Annotated in this window: 21 protein-coding genes and 1 riboswitch; of the genes, 19 read left to right on the top strand and 2 right to left on the bottom strand. The window is 55.2% G+C overall.

Annotated elements, in window-relative coordinates:
- Positions 1-30: 30 nt before the first annotated feature.
- The 7 genes from yyaC (at position 31) to COHPA_RS23185 (ending at position 6,702) form a co-directional block, all read left to right on the top strand.
- Complete coding sequence (gene yyaC, locus COHPA_RS0108105; protein WP_027085679.1) at positions 31-570, top strand: spore protease YyaC; 540 nt, start codon at positions 31-33, stop codon at positions 568-570.
- A gap of 20 nt (positions 571-590) precedes the next feature.
- Positions 591-1,352, top strand: coding sequence for an alpha/beta fold hydrolase (locus COHPA_RS0108100; RefSeq protein WP_027085678.1), 762 nt, complete (start codon positions 591-593; stop codon positions 1,350-1,352).
- Position 1,353: 1 nt separating this feature from the next.
- The gene (locus COHPA_RS0108095; RefSeq protein WP_156926615.1) at positions 1,354-2,016 is read left to right on the top strand and encodes a DUF6483 family protein; all 663 of its coding nucleotides are present in this window, start codon (positions 1,354-1,356) and stop codon (positions 2,014-2,016) included.
- Positions 2,013-3,200 (top strand): class I SAM-dependent methyltransferase, encoded by a 1,188-nt coding sequence (locus tag COHPA_RS0108090; protein WP_027085676.1) that lies wholly within the window; start codon positions 2,013-2,015, stop codon positions 3,198-3,200. The genes COHPA_RS0108095 and COHPA_RS0108090 overlap by 4 nt, the downstream gene beginning before the upstream one ends.
- A 166-nt stretch (positions 3,201-3,366) precedes the next feature.
- Entirely contained in the window at positions 3,367-5,022 is a 1,656-nt protein-coding gene (locus COHPA_RS0108085) for a histidine kinase N-terminal 7TM domain-containing diguanylate cyclase (protein ID WP_027085675.1), read from the top strand.
- 89 nt (positions 5,023-5,111) lie between these two features.
- Positions 5,112-5,199: riboswitch (cyclic di-GMP riboswitch) on the top strand.
- Between the two features lie 104 nt (positions 5,200-5,303).
- Positions 5,304-6,002, top strand: coding sequence for a PilZ domain-containing protein (locus COHPA_RS0108080; RefSeq protein ID WP_027085674.1), 699 nt, complete (start codon positions 5,304-5,306; stop codon positions 6,000-6,002).
- Positions 6,003-6,429: 427 nt separating this feature from the next.
- Positions 6,430-6,702, top strand: a complete 273-nt coding sequence (locus COHPA_RS23185) for a hypothetical protein (protein WP_027085673.1) — start codon at positions 6,430-6,432, stop codon at positions 6,700-6,702.
- Between the two features lie 459 nt (positions 6,703-7,161).
- Here the strand turns inward: COHPA_RS23185 and COHPA_RS0108070 are convergent, their stop codons facing one another.
- Together COHPA_RS0108070 and COHPA_RS0108065 are read right to left on the bottom strand one after the other, a co-directional pair.
- Entirely contained in the window at positions 7,162-7,473 is a 312-nt protein-coding gene (locus COHPA_RS0108070; protein WP_027085672.1) for a hypothetical protein, read from the bottom strand.
- 131 nt (positions 7,474-7,604) lie between these two features.
- Positions 7,605-8,054, bottom strand: coding sequence for a cupredoxin domain-containing protein (locus COHPA_RS0108065; protein ID WP_027085671.1), 450 nt, complete (start codon positions 8,052-8,054; stop codon positions 7,605-7,607).
- A 169-nt stretch (positions 8,055-8,223) separates the two neighbouring features.
- Here COHPA_RS0108065 and uptA point away from each other — a divergent pair, with 169 nt between their 5' ends.
- The 12 genes from uptA (at position 8,224) to COHPA_RS0108005 (ending at position 16,473) form a co-directional block, all read left to right on the top strand.
- On the top strand, positions 8,224-8,835 hold the full coding sequence (uptA, locus tag COHPA_RS0108060) for an undecaprenyl phosphate transporter UptA (protein ID WP_027085670.1): 612 nt from the start codon (positions 8,224-8,226) through the stop codon (positions 8,833-8,835).
- 53 nt (positions 8,836-8,888) lie between these two features.
- Positions 8,889-9,455: a thioredoxin family protein gene (locus COHPA_RS0108055; protein WP_027085669.1), complete on the top strand. Its 567-nt coding sequence runs from the start codon at positions 8,889-8,891 to the stop codon at positions 9,453-9,455.
- Positions 9,456-9,469: 14 nt separating this feature from the next.
- A complete protein-coding gene (locus tag COHPA_RS0108050) occupies positions 9,470-10,099 on the top strand; it encodes an MBL fold metallo-hydrolase (protein WP_027085668.1) in 630 nt (209 codons plus the stop codon).
- Between the two features lies 1 nt (position 10,100).
- Complete coding sequence (locus COHPA_RS0108045; RefSeq protein ID WP_027085667.1) at positions 10,101-10,727, top strand: MBL fold metallo-hydrolase; 627 nt, start codon at positions 10,101-10,103, stop codon at positions 10,725-10,727.
- A 169-nt stretch (positions 10,728-10,896) separates the two neighbouring features.
- Positions 10,897-11,619: an SAF domain-containing protein gene (locus COHPA_RS0108040; RefSeq protein ID WP_035120357.1), complete on the top strand. Its 723-nt coding sequence runs from the start codon at positions 10,897-10,899 to the stop codon at positions 11,617-11,619.
- The gene (locus COHPA_RS0108035; RefSeq protein WP_027085665.1) at positions 11,616-12,452 is read left to right on the top strand and encodes a CpaE/TadZ family protein; all 837 of its coding nucleotides are present in this window, start codon (positions 11,616-11,618) and stop codon (positions 12,450-12,452) included. Before COHPA_RS0108040 ends, COHPA_RS0108035 begins: the two co-directional genes overlap by 4 nt.
- Positions 12,449-13,852 carry an ATPase, T2SS/T4P/T4SS family gene (locus COHPA_RS0108030; protein ID WP_027085664.1) on the top strand — a complete coding sequence of 468 codons (1,404 nt, stop codon included), beginning with the start codon at positions 12,449-12,451 and terminating at the stop codon, positions 13,850-13,852. Before COHPA_RS0108035 ends, COHPA_RS0108030 begins: the two co-directional genes overlap by 4 nt.
- On the top strand, positions 13,846-14,781 hold the full coding sequence (locus tag COHPA_RS0108025; protein WP_027085663.1) for a hypothetical protein: 936 nt from the start codon (positions 13,846-13,848) through the stop codon (positions 14,779-14,781). The genes COHPA_RS0108030 and COHPA_RS0108025 overlap by 7 nt, the downstream gene beginning before the upstream one ends.
- Before the next feature lie 40 nt (positions 14,782-14,821).
- Positions 14,822-15,715, top strand: a complete 894-nt coding sequence (locus tag COHPA_RS0108020) for a hypothetical protein (protein WP_027085662.1) — start codon at positions 14,822-14,824, stop codon at positions 15,713-15,715.
- A 21-nt stretch (positions 15,716-15,736) separates the two neighbouring features.
- Positions 15,737-15,886 carry a hypothetical protein gene (locus tag COHPA_RS25810; RefSeq protein WP_169733253.1) on the top strand — a complete coding sequence of 50 codons (150 nt, stop codon included), beginning with the start codon at positions 15,737-15,739 and terminating at the stop codon, positions 15,884-15,886.
- An 18-nt stretch (positions 15,887-15,904) separates the two neighbouring features.
- On the top strand, positions 15,905-16,051 hold the full coding sequence (locus COHPA_RS25495) for a hypothetical protein (RefSeq protein ID WP_156926614.1): 147 nt from the start codon (positions 15,905-15,907) through the stop codon (positions 16,049-16,051).
- Positions 16,048-16,473 (top strand): hypothetical protein, encoded by a 426-nt coding sequence (locus tag COHPA_RS0108005; protein WP_027085661.1) that lies wholly within the window; start codon positions 16,048-16,050, stop codon positions 16,471-16,473. The genes COHPA_RS25495 and COHPA_RS0108005 overlap by 4 nt, the downstream gene beginning before the upstream one ends.
- Position 16,474: the final 1 nt, after the last annotated feature.

Here is a 16,474-nt window from a genome sequence, read left to right as displayed (position 1 = left end):
TTGTTCAATCGAAAGAAAGAAGAGAATGACATGTCGGATCCATTGGCGCAGGCGGCCAAACGCGTCGATATCGCGGGCGTCGCCGATTTTATAAAACAGATCTGCCGGACGCATCCGATCGAGCAATTGACTTTCGTCTGCATCGGCACCGATCGTTCCACCGGGGACAGCTTGGGACCGCTCGTCGGAACGATGCTCGAGGAGAGCGGCTTCCGGCGGGTCATCGGCACCTTGCGCGAGCCCTGCGATGCGGACCGGCTGCCGCAGATGGCAGATCGATTCGCGCGCGAAGCCGAGGAAGGAAGAACGTTAGTCGCGATCGACGCTTGCCTGGGACGGCCGGAGGGCGTCGGCGCTTATTTAGTATCGAGCGGCCCGCTCGTTCCAGCGCAATCCGTAGGCAGGACGTTCCCTCCGATCGGCGCGTACAGCATCGCCGCCATCGTGAACGAGAACGGTCCGAAGCCTTATTGGACGCTGCAGACGACTTCGCTATATCGGGTAATCGGCATGGCTAAGGACATCGCCGACGCGTTGACAACGTTGAGGAAGAACACGAATCTAGCATGACAAAAAGGAAGGGTGCGAACATGTTCGTTAAAGAAACCGGGAGCGGCGTGCCGCTCGTCTTGCTGCATGGCTATTGCGGCAGCCATCGATATTGGGATGAGGCGGCAGCGCTCCTGGCCGAGCGCTATCGCGTCATTACCCCGGACTTGCGCGGCCATGGCGATTCGCCGGCTGCGGATGGCGACTACCCGATGGAAAGCTTGGCCGAGGATACGCTTCGGCTGCTCGACCGTCTCGATCTGGCGCGGGTTTATTTGTTCGGCCACTCCTTAGGCGGGTACGTCGCGCTGGCGTTCGCCGAACAATATGCCGATCGCCTATTCGGCTACGGGTTGGTGCATTCGACTTCGTACCCGGACACGGACGCGGCGAGAGCGAACCGCGACAAAGCAGTCGACACGATCGGCAAAGAAGGCGTTGAAGCGTTCGTTAACGGTCTCGTGCCCAAGCTGTTCGCTCCGGAGCATCGGAACGAGGAGCAATACCCGATGCGCAAGGCGCTCGAGATCGGTTACGGCACTTCCTCTCAAGGGGCGATCGGCTGCGCTCTCGGCATGCGGGACCGGCCGGACCGCACCTCGGTGCTGCGGCGCGCGAATATGCCCATTCTCCTGCTTGCCGGGGAGAAAGACGAAGTGATAACCGAAGAGCGGAGATTCCCCGTCTCGGGTCCTTCTATCGCGCAGGTGACGCTATCGGGAGTCGGTCATATGAGCATGATGGAGAATCCGCGCGCGTTAACCGACGCGATTACAGCTTTCGTGCAAGGGACGGGAAAATAACGTGCTGGAAAGAGACTATTTGATGCGCTTGATCTCGCAAGCCGCGTTAGTGCTGGGTCGATCGATGGGATTAAGAGAGCAAATGAAACCGAATGAAGCGCTCGATCTCATCGACGAGTTTCTTAGCAAGGAGCTGCGCATACGCACGCGGCTAGCCATGGGTCTTACCGACGAGCAACTGCTGCAAATGCTCACTGTCGGCGGCGTTCCGAACGCGGAGTCGGTTGCCGTCATCGCGGCTTTCCTGCAGGAAGAGGCGGATCTGCTCGCCGAGCTCGGCCAAGAAGATCAAGCGCTGCCCAGATATGAGAAGGCGTTGAGGTTACACCTTTATTTACTGCGTAATCATGTCGAGATTCAGGAATGGAATCTCGAAGGAAGGGTTAACGCGCTGATGATGGCCATCGCTCCTTATCGGATCGAAGTCGGGACGAAACGGGCGATCTGGAGCTGGCACGAAGAGAACGGCAGGTTCGCGGACGCGGAGAACGTTCTATATGAACTCGCGGGCGATTCCGGCGTTACGGCCCTAGAAGGCGAAGACTTCTACGTCCGTCTGGGGTTGCACAGCGACGAGCGGCTACAGTCCGGAGGCATGCCGCGCGACGAATTGGAGGAAGGGCGCAGACAATGGCAAGCGCTCATGAAGGAGAACATCGGATGACGGATAATCAGACGAACGCCAAGCGCAACCGTTCCGCGGAGTGGGACGACTTCGCGGACGAGCTTGCCGAGCCGGGCAAGCTGCTGCAAGCTTCGTTCAGCGGACCACGTGACAAAAGCTCGGATATAGCCAGGAAAATCACGGTGAGGCCGATTAAATTGAAGAACGGTGTCCACTTTCAGTTCGAGAGCCGGTTGAACAATAAAGCGTATCACGACAACGTACCTGCCGAACGTTTGAAGGATCGGCTGAACGCCGTGATGTCGCAATACAAGCAGGCGTTGTTCAAGACGCCGGAGGCGGACGTTCAAGTGCTTGCGAACAAGAAAGGCGCACTGTCGCTGCTTGCCCGCAAGCCCACGGCCAAAGCGGCGGAAGCTCCGTTAACGCACAACCGCAACAAGTCCTACGTGATCCCGGATGGAGAACCGGTTCCTTTCCTGATCGCGCTCGGGGTGATGACAGCCGAAGGCAAAGTCGTTAAAGCGAAGTACGATAAGTTCCGTCAAATCAATCGGTTCCTGGAGATGGTATCCGACGTTCTGCCCGAGCTGCCGAGAGACAAAGAGCTGACGATCGTCGACTTCGGCTGCGGCAAATCGTATTTAACGTTCGCGTTATATCATCTGCTCGCGGTCAAAGAGCAATTGCCCGTGCGCATTATCGGCCTCGACTTGAAGGAAGACGTCATTGTCGCCTGCGCCAAGCTCGCCGATCAATTGCAATGGGACAAGCTATCGTTCGCCGTGGGCGACATCTCTCAATATGAAGGGCTCTCCAGCGTCGACATGGTCGTTACGCTTCACGCCTGCGATACGGCAACCGATGCCGCGCTGCTCAAGGCGCTAGGCTGGAACGCGAGCGTCATCCTGTCCGTGCCTTGCTGCCAGCATGAGTTGTTCCGGCAAGTATCGCAGCCGATTCTGAAGCCGCTTCTGAAACACGGCATACTCAAAGAACGGTTCGCTTCGCTCGTGACAGACGCCGTTCGCGCGAATTTGCTTGAGACGGCGGGCTATCGCGTGCAGCTGTTGGAATTTATCGATATGGAGCATACGCCGAAGAATATCCTGATTCGTGCGGTCAAGCAGCGTCAAGCCGACAACTCCGAAGTTCTGGATGATTATATCAATTTCAGGGAGTTTTTAGGCATATCCCCATATATGGAGAAATTGCTTCGTTAATTTACGACTTAAGTCATAAGGAAATCGCCGGAAAGTCCTTTAAATCAAATAAGTTTGTATAAAATTGCGGGACATTTGGACGCAATTACTGTCGTAATATCGCACGATATGGTAATATTGGGCTTGTAAATTCTTTCACATTACTGTCGATGGAAGAGTGAATGCCTTGGCGTTTCTTCGGCCCGATTTCTTTTTATTCGTGTTTTTATTCCTGATGTTCGTCGGCGTGCTCGCTTTTAATCGCATCACGCAGACGCATAAGGTGTATTTGGCGTTCCATTTCGTTATGATGATCTGGCCGCTAGGTCAATTCTCGACACACTTGACGGACCTCCACGAATACGAATTGTTTTTCATCAATATGTCATTCGTGGCAATGGGTTTGCTCGGACCCGGCTGGCTGATCTTCGTGTTCTTCCTAACCGGAAGAAGTCCGATGCTGAAATGGAAGCGCATCCTTCTATACTTAACGCCGGCGTTCGCCTGCATTACGCTCGCGATGTGGAATCCCGGCCGCTTGTTCATGTCTCCCGTCGGCGGCACCTATGTGGACCGGATTTACGGACCGCTGTTCTGGCTGCTCGTGCTCGTGCAGTTCGCCTACTTTTTCACCGCGCTCATGAACATGTTCCAAGCTTTGAAGACGGTTAACGGAATCAATCAGCGCAAGCAGCTCGCTACCGCGCTCATCGGCATGTTCGTGCTGACGGGCTTCGGCTTGCTGGACGTGCTGGTCAACGTACTGCTGTCGCAATGGCTTCCGATCGTTCCAGGTCTTCTGGCTACCGGAATTCTGCTGTCGGATCTCTGCTTCGTCGTTGCGATCTACCGTTACGGCATGTTCGATCTGCTCAGCATGGCGCAAAGAGACTTCATCGAACATATGACGACGGGCATCATCGTCATCGACGAAGAGGGGAAAGTGCTTGAGGTGAATCGGGGCGTGTCTCCGTTCCTCCAAATTTCCAAGGGCGAGCCGTTCGAGATGGAGAGGTTTCTGTCGCCGATGCACGCGCAAGGCGAAGTGTACGAATTCCTGTATCGTTACATCAACCATCCGCACGAAAGAATACAGATGGAATACGCGTTGCAGGATGCCGCGGGGCGTCACGTATCGATACAGATTTCCCCGATTCTGGACGATCGGAAGACGTTGCTGGGGCGTGTCATTACGTTCCACGACGTGACGGAGCTGCGCAAGCTGGTGGACGAGATGAACCGCAAGAACGAAGCGTTGCATGAACGCAATCTGGAGCTCATCTCCATTCAGGAAGAACTGTTCAACGTCAACCAGAAGCTCGAGCAGATGGCGGTCACGGACGCGCTCACCGGCTGCTTCAATAGAAGATATCTGATGCAGCAGCTTGAGCATGAAGTGCTCCTTAACGTTCGTTATCGTATTCCGTTCTCCATCTTTCTGTTCGATATTGATCATTTCAAGCAGATTAACGACAAATACGGTCACCTTGTCGGCGACGAGGTCATTCGCAGCACGGCGGACACCGTCCGTTCGAAGCTTCGCAGGACGGATATTCTCGCGAGGTACGGCGGGGAAGAGTTTACGGTCTATCTGCCGCATACGAATCGCGAGCAAGCAGAGCTTCTTGCGGATCGAATCATGCATGCCATCGGCGCGAACATCGTGCAGGCGGGCACCGAGCAAGTCAGCGTGACGATCAGTATGGGCGTCGTCTCCGAAGATACGGACGACCTTACGGTCGAGAATCCGAAGGAATATTTACGCGATTTGTTTTCGAGGGCGGATGCTGCGCTGTATAAAGCGAAGAACGAAGGTCGGAATCGCGTCGTCACTGCCTATTAATTCCATCCCTAATCCTATTCTTATAGAAATCTTAGTGACTTAGGTCACAAGTTTATGTTACAATCTTCTCCAAGATGCGATTTGTGGCTATCCGATAATGGCAAACTTGCTGAAAGGCAAGGACGCAAAGCTACAGGGTCTAATGTTCACGCGAACGATGACAGCCTGGCTGCCGATCAGTCCCGTAAGTTGGGTCTATTAGGTACATCAGGCAGCTCCTTAACGGGGCCGCCTTTTTTTCGCTAGAATGATATTTTCCGAAGGCGGAAAGGTGGTAGCTGATGACACAGGCCGGAAACGCAAAAAGAGTTGTAGCCGACGAGAAGGAGCTTCCTCCTCTCAATGTACTGTTGCACTGTCGGACCGTAGTGGAGAGCGCGAACAGCCTGACGACCGGGGTGATGACACACGTCGAAGGAGAGCTGTTCGAAGTCGAATTGCACGATTTCGACAAGTTCGAATTAGGAGAGAGCGTGAAGCTGACGGTCTATTCTCCCGCGGGTTTGCAGACGATCCAATCGACCGTGTTCGCCAAATACGAAGGCGCGATCGCCTTGATTCAGCCGCCCAACGTGCAGAAACGGTTCAAGGAAAGGCGCGAGCATCCTCGCGTCAACGTCAACGGGAGCATAATGGTTCACTCCGTTCAAGACGAAGGCGGGCAGGTAATGAAGTTCGAGCACCCGTTAACGTTCGAGGTGAACGACATCAGTCTGTCCGGTATCGGTATTTCGGCGCCCGATACAACGCAAATTTTTCGCAATATGAAGCTAAGAGCGAGCGTCGAATTCGACTTCGCCTTCAATTGCGAGCTCGAAGTGATCCGGAGAGAACGTCAAGACGACAAACTGCTGCTAGGCGCGAAAATGCACTTGATCGAGCAGGAGATGATGCGCCCGCTTAGAGCTATGATCTTGAAGCATCAGGTGGAGAAGAGCGCTGCGCTTCGCAAGGAAACGGTCATGAAAAAACGCTTCTAATCGATTACAGGCTCCCGAGCGGGGCCTTTTTTATTTGCGGTCATGCGATGCAACTTTAGGCAGGTTTCGTTCGTTAATGGCGAGGACTTATTTGTTATCGCTTGAAGGGATATCGTGGGGAGATTGACGATAGAAGGCGCAAAAAGAATGGTGCAACTGCTGCCGGCGCCTATAGGATCCGGGATTGTTTGCGTTACGTTAGGTTGGCCGGCGATTGGCAGGAGATGGCGCTAAAGTTATTGGACGAATAAATGGACGCGTTCATAGGAGGCTGCCCGTAGCTGTCGGCGATGGAACCACATACATTGAAGTTGAAACTATCGCTTCAAGGAGTGATTCCATGACTGTCCGGTGTCCAACACCGCCGAGGTCCGATTCAGGCCGATCCAGAATCGTGCGCCGAACATCGATCAAGAGACCCCGCGCCTTGAGAACGGGACCGATTTTTACCCGCCTCACGGTCGAATGGGTGCAAAGGAACGGCGTTCCCTTTAATACAACCGGATTTTTCGCCAGCTTATCGATCGGGGGCACGCTCGTAGCGACGACGAGATTCGACCGTTTCGGCGTTGCGCGCTTCAACAACGTCAGAACGTTAACGACCTCCCGCTTTACGCTTCGTCTCTTCAACGCGAACGGCGTCTTGTTCCGTACGAGGACGATTCCCGCGGGCATCGAGACGTTCGTCGTCATCGGTTAATCTTCGAGCTTGCTGAAAGAAAATCGATCATATTTTAGAAATGGTGGCTATAGGGGGATGATCCCTGTAGCCACCATTTCGCGTTTTTTGGTCCATCGCAGCCTTCTTCAATCACCCGATTGACCGACAGCGCATAGCCTTCCTCGCTACCCCAACTGCACGGAGTACAGTTCGTATCGCCATATCGCCCTTTTTCTACTGAATAACGGCATTGAATACATCTCATTATCGCCGAAACCGTCAGAACTCTCATTTTCCACAAAATAGCTGCACTTCGTACCGTTTACAGGTCAAGGACTAAACTCGCTCGATTGGAATACCTGCCGTTCATGCAGTTAGTGTCGAGCAATGAGATGACGCTGCGTTGGCCTCTTGGTGCTGCTTACAGGACTTATTTACTTCAAATCTTCTGGAGGATGACCGCCGCTCCGGCGCGAGTCCTGCACGAATGATCGTCCCTTATCCGCCGAATGCCGCTCTGAACGCTTGCCGCAGACGCTCGAGATCGACGTTCCACAACGCGGCGATTTCTTCGCTGACCGCATCGTCCCACCAATCGGCCAGCGCCTTGCGATTGCTGCGGTTATCGTGGATCCAGAGCAGGTTGCCGATCACTTTGCGCACGTATGACTCTTCGGCTTGCTTCACAAGGGGGGCGGGGACGTGCAGCTTCAGCCTCTTGACCGTCCTGTACAGCTCGTTGCCGCACGCCCTGCGAATGCTCCGCGGGGACGGAAGAGGGGAAGTATGCTTTTCTTTGAATATTGTCATCCTTGCTTCACCATGCCTCTCTTTCGATACCCTATGCGGAGGGCAGGGGAGGGGACACCGGGTTGGGCGAACGTCTAGAACGAGCAAGAAGAACGCTCCCATAAGAGCGTTCTTCGCGAATCGGACTATGCTTACTGAACGTACAAGTAACCGATCATCGGGGTGCTTGAGTTTTCTTCGGAGTGGGTCTCGCAAATAATGCTGTAGACTCCGGACTCCTTCGGCGTGAATTTCACGATCGTCGTTTTGCCTTTATTGACGGTTGCGGAGATGCCGAGTCCTTCGATTACGAAAGGATGCGATTGGCCGTTGACGCCCGAGATGCGAAGCTCTACCGGCTGGTTTCTTTTCACGTAGATGGAACCGGGAATGAATTGGTAGGCTTCGAGCTTTTTGCCGCCGACGTCTGCCGTAAATTCGCCCGTAACCATGTGATACACTTGCACGTCGCCGGACGCGGCCGGCGCCGACGCAGGCTTGGACTGCTGCCACCCGATGTATGCCCCCGCCAGGATCACGACGAGCGCCAAAATACCGTAAAACTGAATCTTTTTCCGGTTAAGTAATACGACTTTGCTCATGCCACTCTCTCCTCTTCAACTTTGTCCACCTACCGAATGTGTATGCGCATGTCCGCTCCGTCATGACAGGCCCGTACGAAATAACGAGACAAGTCTTGAAGTGGAACAAGCAACATACCATATGCTAGAATGGTAACGGTAATCATGGGAGAGAAAGCAGGTTTGCGCGATGATGGATACGATTCACCAATGGCTTGACCAATTGTTGTTATGGATCGAGGACTTAGGGTATTGGGGTATTATTATCGGTCTCGCCATCGAAGTCATTCCGAGCGAAATCGTCTTGGCATACGCGGGGTATCTCGTGTTCCGCGGAGAAGTTTCGTTCCCGGTCGCCGTCATATGCGGCGTGATCGGCGCGCTCCTGCAGCAGTGGCTCCTCTACGCCATCGGGAGGTACGGCGGACGGCCTTTCGTGGACAAGTTCGGCAAGTATTTGCACTTGAAGCCGAAGCATATCGATATCGCGGAGCGATGGTTCGAGAAGCACGGGACGATCATCGTATTCACCGCGCGGTTCGTGCCGGTGATGAGACAAGTCATATCGATCCCTGCGGGAATGGCGCGGATGAAACTAAGCTTATACACGCTGCTCACCGCACTGGCATCTATTCCGTGGTCGATCTTGTTCGTTTATTTAGGTAACGAGCTCGGGAATAAATGGGACACGATCGAAAGCGAGTCGGGGGACCTGGTGATATGGATCCTTTGTTCGGCTCTCGGGCTTCTTTGTTTGTACTTTGTCGTTCAGTATTGGCGCAAGCGGGGCAAAAACAAATAAAGAGAGCTTGTTCGGGCTCGGCGAAAAATCAGATTGATCAAGGAGAGGTTACGATGAGTCAGCAATTGGGAGATTATTTGAGAAAAGGCATCTCGCCGCAGCAATTCATAGACGGAATGGCCAAGAATCAAGAGGCTCTCCGTTCGTGGCAGGAGAAGTTCGAGTGGCCGGACGCGGACACGGAGTATTTCTTCGAATCGCAGAATAACCGAGACGACCTGCGCTGCATGATCATCGCGGCGGAATGGTGCGGCGACGTCGTGCGCAACGTTCCCGTCGTTCTCGCGGCGATGGAGAAGGCAGGCATCCCTACGGAAATGTACATTATGGAGCAGCACCTGGAGTTGATCGACCAGTTCCTCGTGATGGGCGGACGTTCGATTCCGGTCGTGCTGATCGTGGACACGGGCGGTCATCTGCTTGGCAAATGGGGACCTCGTCCGAAGTACATCCAAGAGCCGATGGTGGCGTTCAAACGCGACAATCCGGACCGCGAGGCGCCGGATTATCAGGACAATCTGGCTGCGGCGCGCAAAGAGATCATGGCGCGTTACGGCGAAGGCACCGACTATCAGAAGCTGATTCTGGAAGAGCTGCGCGAGCTTCTGTCCGGGGTATAAGGGGTTTATCGATCATGTTGACGTTCCATACCTATAGTCTAGGCGCGCTGGAGACGAACGGCTACGCCGTCGTGAACGCGGAGCGTACGCATGCGGTCGTCATCGATCCGGGTACGGCCGACGGCGCGCTCATGCGCAAGCTGGACGGCCTGAAGGTCGAGGCGATTCTGCTGACACACGCGCACTTCGATCATATCGGCGGCGTAGACGCTTTGCGCAAGCGCTATGAATGTCCGGTTTACATTCATTCGCTGGAGAAGGATTGGCTGACCGACGCCGCCAAGAACGGCTCCCTGCGCTGGGCGCAGGTGACGCCTCCGATCACGACGGATGCTCCGGAGCATTTGCTCGCGGACGGTCAATCGCTGACGTTCCTCGGAGAGAATTTCCGAGTGCTGCATACGCCCGGACATTCCCCGGGCAGCGTAAGCTTCTTGGTCGGCGATTTGCTGTTCGCCGGAGACGCGCTGTTCCGGCGTTCCGTCGGGCGTACCGATTTGCCCGGCGGCAATCACGAGCAGTTGTCCCGTTCGATCCGCGAGAAGCTGTACGCATTGCCCGATTCCGTTATCGTATTGCCGGGTCACGGGCCGGATACGACGATCGGGGAAGAGAAGCGGGACAATCCGTACGTGAGAGCATAAGATGCCGACCTATCGCTCCTATTGTCTCGGCGTGGTGCAGACGAACGCGTACGTCGTCGTGAATGAGGCTGGCACGAAAGCGGTCGTCATCGACCCCGGCACGGCGGACGAAGCGCTTATGCGGCAGCTTGACGGCCTGAAGGTCGAGGCGATCCTCCTGACGCATGCGCATTTCGACCATTTCGGCGGCGTCGAAGCGCTGCGGAAGCGATATGATTGCCCGGTATACCTCCATGACTTGGAGAAAGACTGGCTGTGGGACACGGATCGTAATCTATCGCTCAATTGGCCGAACGTGCCGGAGATTACGGCGTCGCCCCCGGACTACTTGCTCGAGGACGGGCAGTCGCTGGGGTTGATCGGCGAGACGTTCCATGTGCTGCATACGCCGGGGCATTCCCCGGGCAGCGTGAGTTTCTTGGTCGGCGATTTCCTGTTCTCCGGAGACGCGTTGTTCCGCCGCTCGATCGGGGCGACGGGCATGCCCGGCGCCGATCACGGGCAGCTTGTCCGTTCGATCCGCGAGAAGCTGTATACGTTGCCCGACACCGTTATCGTGCTGCCGGGCCACGGTTCGGAGACGACGATCGGGGAAGAGAAACGGGATAATCCGTTCGTAAGCGCATAGCCCGGGAATCGTCAATTGGATAAAAAAGGGCTTTACACCCGTACGTGTATTTGTTATATTGAGCGTGACAAATCCGATATAGGCTATTTGATCGCTGCGAAGCACGCAGGCGAAGGAGATTGATCTCCTACGCCTGCGTTTTTTATTTTTCCGGAAAGCGGTGATGGAGATGAACAGGCGCAAGCAACTGACGATCAGTCTAGCGGCGGCCGTATTGTCCGGTCTGCTGGTGTACGGCGTATACCTGCTTCAATTGAAACAGATCAAGCTCGAGGAGACGGTGGAGGTCGTCGCTCCGAAGCGGTTCGTTCCGGTCGGCACGATGTTGACCGAAGCGGATCTGAAGACGATAGATCTGCCTCGAGGAGCGGTAGATGAGGGGATGGTCAGGGCGATGGCAGACGCGGTCGGCATGGAAGCGGTCGTACCTCTCGGCGGGGGAGAGCCGCTGCTTCGTTGGAAGCTGGACAAATACAGGCTGCTTCCTCGGGTGGACGAAGCGACTTTCCAAATTCCGCGAGCCTACGTCAAGTCGATATCCAATGGCATTCGCGCCGGAGATCAAGTCGCGGTGTACGTATCCGGGGAGTCGGAACAAGCGCCTTCGCGCAAGCTGTTCGACGGGCAAATCGTCGTGGCTGCGGTCAAGACGGCTGCGAACCTGGAGATCGACGATCCGAAAAATCCGAATTTGCTCTCGCTCGCGAACGACGACAAGGAGAGCATGTATGCCTCGCGGAGGGACGCCAACGGAGCGATCGATTCGATCAACTTGAACCTGACGGAAGCGCAATGGCTGGAATTGGACGCTGTCTGCAAAGGAGGGGGCGCCAAGCTGATTATCGCTTACCAAGCGTCATCCATTGGAGAGAAGGAGGAGGAAAGGGAATGACGGGAAGATTGGCAGCGTTCGCAGGGTCCACGCCGAATATCGGCACGTCATTGACGGCGCTAGGAACGGCGTACCGGATCGCGGCCACGACGGAGCTGCGCGTCGGCTATTTATGCTTGAACCTGAAGAGCGCCAAGTCGCATTTGTACTTGGGCGTCGATAAACCGGAGGTTACGCTGGACGGCGTTCGCCCGGAGCTTAGGGCGAGAACGTTAACCGGGGACAAGCTTCGGCAATACGCCTTTCAATCGCCGCGAATGGGCGGGTTGAGCGTTCTATTCGGCAATATGGCCCGGGAACAGGCGGAGTACTACGAACCGGAGGATATGAGCCAGTTGTTCGCTGCCGCGAGGGATGCCTTCGATCTTACGATCGCCGACGTTAGCGCGTATTGGGACAATGCGGCTACGGTGTGCGCGATGAGAGAAGCCGATGACCGGTTTCTCGTAACGACCGGTCGTCTGAGCCATTTTCAAGAAGACGTCCATAAATGGACCGGTCAAGTCGGTTCGATGTTCGGCATCGCGCCTGAGCAATTCGAATTGGTGCTGCTGCAAGGAAACGAACGAATATCGGGGGGATACCGCATGAAGGAAGTCCGCAAAGAAACAGGATGCATCGCATTTACCGAGATGAAGCTGGTCGAGAACCTTCATCTGCAGTTGGACAGCGGAAGACTGGACGAATGGCTAAGCGCGCAAGAAAGGAACGCGGCTTCCTTCGATCCGGTGGCGAATAAGCTGCTCCACCGGCTGAATTGGACGAAGCGGTTACAACAAACCGATCGTCCGTGGCTGCGCAGGCTGATGGTGCATCGGTCCAGAACAAGATGAGCGCGACATCGTCGCCGAAGCGGTTTTCGACTTCCGCCTACGCCGCCGATCTGCAGATTCGTTCGCCGGATCCGGCAGAACAGAAGGCCCGATCGGAGAGCGGATCCGATATGCGCGCGTACGCGGAGGAGATCAGACGCATGCTGGCCACACCGCGAGGTCATACCGAGGAAGAGCGAAGGCAATATACGGAGAAGCTGAATCGTTCGGTCATCGGATTTTCGCAAGAGCGGCTGGAGATGCTCGCCATTATTTCGGACTGGATCATTAAGAAACGGCTGCAGCATATGCCGATCGAGCAGTCCCAATACGTATCGCTAGCGGAGGCGATGTTCGCCGAGGTGATCGGACTTAACGTGCTCGAATTGGTGCTGCGGAACCGGGAAGGGCTCGAGGAGGTGCAGGTCGTCGGCACTCGGATTTTCGAGGTGCGGGACGGCCGGGCGACGGCTTCGCCCTACAGGTTCCAGAGCATCGCGGACGTGGAGCGGATCCAGCAAAATTTGGTGTTGTTCAATAACGACAGGATCAATCCGCGCAAGAGATGGGCAGAGGTGCTGCTTCAGGACGGTTCGCGGGTGACGCTCACCGGCTTCGGATTTACTTCCCAACCGACGATGACGATCCGTTTGTACACGGTTAAACGGTTCGGGCTCGATACGCTATGCCGGCAGGAATACCAGACGATCGACGACAACGTGCGGCAACTGCTGCTCGTCATTCTCCGGAGCCGATTCAACATGGTCATCATCGGCGCCACGAATACGGGGAAGACGCATTTAATCAAAGCTTTGATCGCCGGAATGCCGGACGAAGAGCGGATCGTGACGATCGAGGGGCGGTTCGAGCTGATGTTGACGAGGGATTTCCCGGATAAGAACGTCGTCGAATACGAGTCGGAGGAGGATGATCCCCAGCACGGTTCGAGGCAGGCGTTCAAGCTGGCTTTGCGTCAGTCGCCGCAACGCATATGCCACGCCGAGATCAGGGACGAGGACGCGAACATTTACGTGCGCGCTTGCACGAGGGGGCACGAAGGCAGCCTGACTTCGGTTCACGCGAATGCGCTCGAGGACGTGCCCGACACGATAACCGACATGTGCATGCTCGACGGACGCGGCATGAATCCGGCGAGAATGACGCGGCGCATTACGGAGCATGTCACGCAGATCGGCCTTGAGATGCGAATCGTCGGCGGCGTTCGCAAGCTCGTGCGAATCGGCGAGTACGAATGGCGGGACGGCGAGGTGAGGGTCCGAACCGTCATGCACTACGATGAGGGGGCGAGGAGATGGGAATTTCCCGGACCTCCTTCCGAGCGGGCGGCAGCTAGAATGGCCAGAATGGATCCTGAAGGCTATGAAGCCATTCGGCGGTTGTACGCGGTGGCGGAATGCTGACGTTAGCCCTCGCGTCTCTTGCCGCCCTGCTCTTCGTGTTGCTCTACGTTAGCTTTAAGCACGGACTATCGGCTTGGTCGGATGGATATTCTCGCAAACGCAGGTTGAAAGCTTATCGAGACACGTTATGGAGCAAGTTTCTGAACCGTCAACTCATGAAGATCGGCAAGCCTTATGAGCATATCGCGGATTTGTTGCTTGCTCTCGGTTGGAAGACGGGACCGATCGGGTTCATGCTCATGTCGTCGCTGCTCGGTGTTGCCGGCATCGTAATCGGGGCGCTGCTGTTTCAATCCCTGAAATCCTCGACCATCTTGCTGGCGATTCTCGGATGCTTCCCGTATATGCTCCTTCGGATGTCGCTCGTTAATCGGCAAATGGCGACCCGGCTCGAATTTCTGCCGGCGGTCGAGCTGTTTTATCAATGTTATTTGGTTACGGGGCGCAGACACGTGCGAACCGCTCTTCAGAAGACGGTCGAGGAGAGGCGGCTTGGCGGTCGCGTGCAGTTCGTATTCGACCAGCTGTATCGCCATTTATCGATACGATCGGAGGACGAGAGCAGCATTCGCAGGTTTACGCTGTCGTTCGGACATGTCTGGGCCGATTATTTCGGAAGCATCTTGAAGGTGTCGCTGGAAGAAGGCAACGATATCTCGGCCAATTTGAAGGAATTGATCGCTGATATGCGCAAATCCCAGATGGACAATCAAGCGGAGAGATATCGATTGCTTGAAATCCGGATCGCCAACTTTACTCCGATCGTGTTTTTGGCGGTGTTCCTCGGCATTAACTTTCAGATGAATCCGGAAGCGAGCCATCAATATTATATCGTGGATCCGGGAGGCAGAAGCATGTTGTTGAATGCGGTCGTCCTGTTGTTCGTTTCGTTCATTATGGGATTGGTCTTATCTCGGCGAAAGCTGTAAATGCGCTTCGGAGATCATTCGGGAGGAGGAAGGCAGCGTAATGACTGGATATGGCGAAGGGTTAAGTTACGCTATCGGCTGGCTGCTGCAATTCGCTCTCGCTTTCGTAAGCATTGCGGCTTTGCTGAAGGCGTTGACCTCCTCGCGTAATCGATGGCGCATTCATCTAAAAGATTGGCGGTTGCATCGATCGCCGAGGTGGTGGCTCGCGCTATGGCGGGCTAGCGCGGAGAGCGCCGCGTTGCAGGAGAGGCGCGTGCTGCTCGCGGGTTGCGGCATTCGATTTCCGCCCGATTCGTATTTGGCTTATCGGCGCTTTTCCATGGCGATGTGCCTGTTAGTCGCCGGAATCTTATATCTGCTTGCCAGGCGGGGGATAGGGTTCGGGTTCGCGAGCTGGAACATCGGGTTGGCGATCGGAATCCTGTTCGTTGCGATCGCTTACGATCATGCGTTGCTCCAAGCCTTCAAACGATATCGAACGGATCGGATCCGCAAGGAGATCGTATCGGTCTGCAGCCAGCTTCTCTATTACACGGGTTCCAGGCTTCATCTTCATGCCAAGCTGATGAAATGCTTGCCGCTTACCCGCGGTATCCGTAACGAGATGAACTTGCTTCTTAACGAATGGTATCACGATGCCGACGCTTCGCTGAAGCGGTTCAAGGAGCGGCTCGGCACGGAAGAAGCGTACGGTTTTGCGGAGACGTTAAGGTCTTTACGGCTGGACGAGAGCGAATCGATCTACGATTTGCTCCGGGAAGTCGTCCGCGAATACAAGAACAAGACCGAGCTTGCGAAGAACAGCCGCAAGGAGACGACGTCCTATTTGCTGTTCGTACTGGCGGGAATTCCGATTTTGTATATGTTCCAAATCTTCTTGTATCCATGGGTAAGGGAAGCGGCGAAGCTGTTCGATGCATTGAATCCATAATTCGAATCGGAGGATTAACGAATGAGAAACATTTTAATCACGGTGATGATGATTATCGTAGTGGCTTTGATGTTCAACGGCATCATCGCCAACGATACTACGGGTACGCGCGCTCGGATCGAGACGCAAGGTACGGCGGCGAATTCGACGATCGGAAGCATGACGCCATAATCGGGGAGGTTGTATGATATGCGGCAAATATTGACGACCGTGCTGTTGCTTATGACCGTCGCCTTGCTGTATTCGAATCTTGTGAGCGGAGAAGACGGTACAAGAGAGCAAATCTCGTACTCGGGGTCACGGATGGCGGATAGGATCGCCAAGATGAGCCCGTGAAGCAATTGCTCGTATTCGTTCTGTTCGCGGCGATGTTCTGCTGGCTCATGTTCTCCCCGATCTATAAGCATGTGCTCGTCATTAGGCAAGCGCTACTTCAACAGGAGGTTAACTACATGCTCGAGATCGGGGCCAGCGGGAATTACGGCTATATCGACGAAAGCATGGTCGCGGACTCCCGGCAGAGAATGGGTGAATACGGCTTTAACCCTGCTTTGCTGGAATACGAAGTGACATCCACGACAGGGGGGGAAGGCCGGAGCGCTTCCGAGCCGTTGCCGAGAGGAGCCGGATTGCGCCTGAAGCTGACGTATCCGTACGAACGGCTGCTGGACATCGATCGATTAATAGGTTTAGCTCCTCCTTCGGAAGATGCGCGAATTGCCGGGCGCGGCATGCGAATGAGCGAGTACGTGCCTTGAC

This window comes from Cohnella panacarvi Gsoil 349 (assembly GCF_000515335.1).
GTDB lineage: Bacteria > Bacillota > Bacilli > Paenibacillales > Paenibacillaceae > Cohnella > Cohnella panacarvi.
The sequence above is the reverse complement of the archived record's forward strand: the minus strand, read 5'-3'. Positions and strand labels throughout refer to the sequence as shown.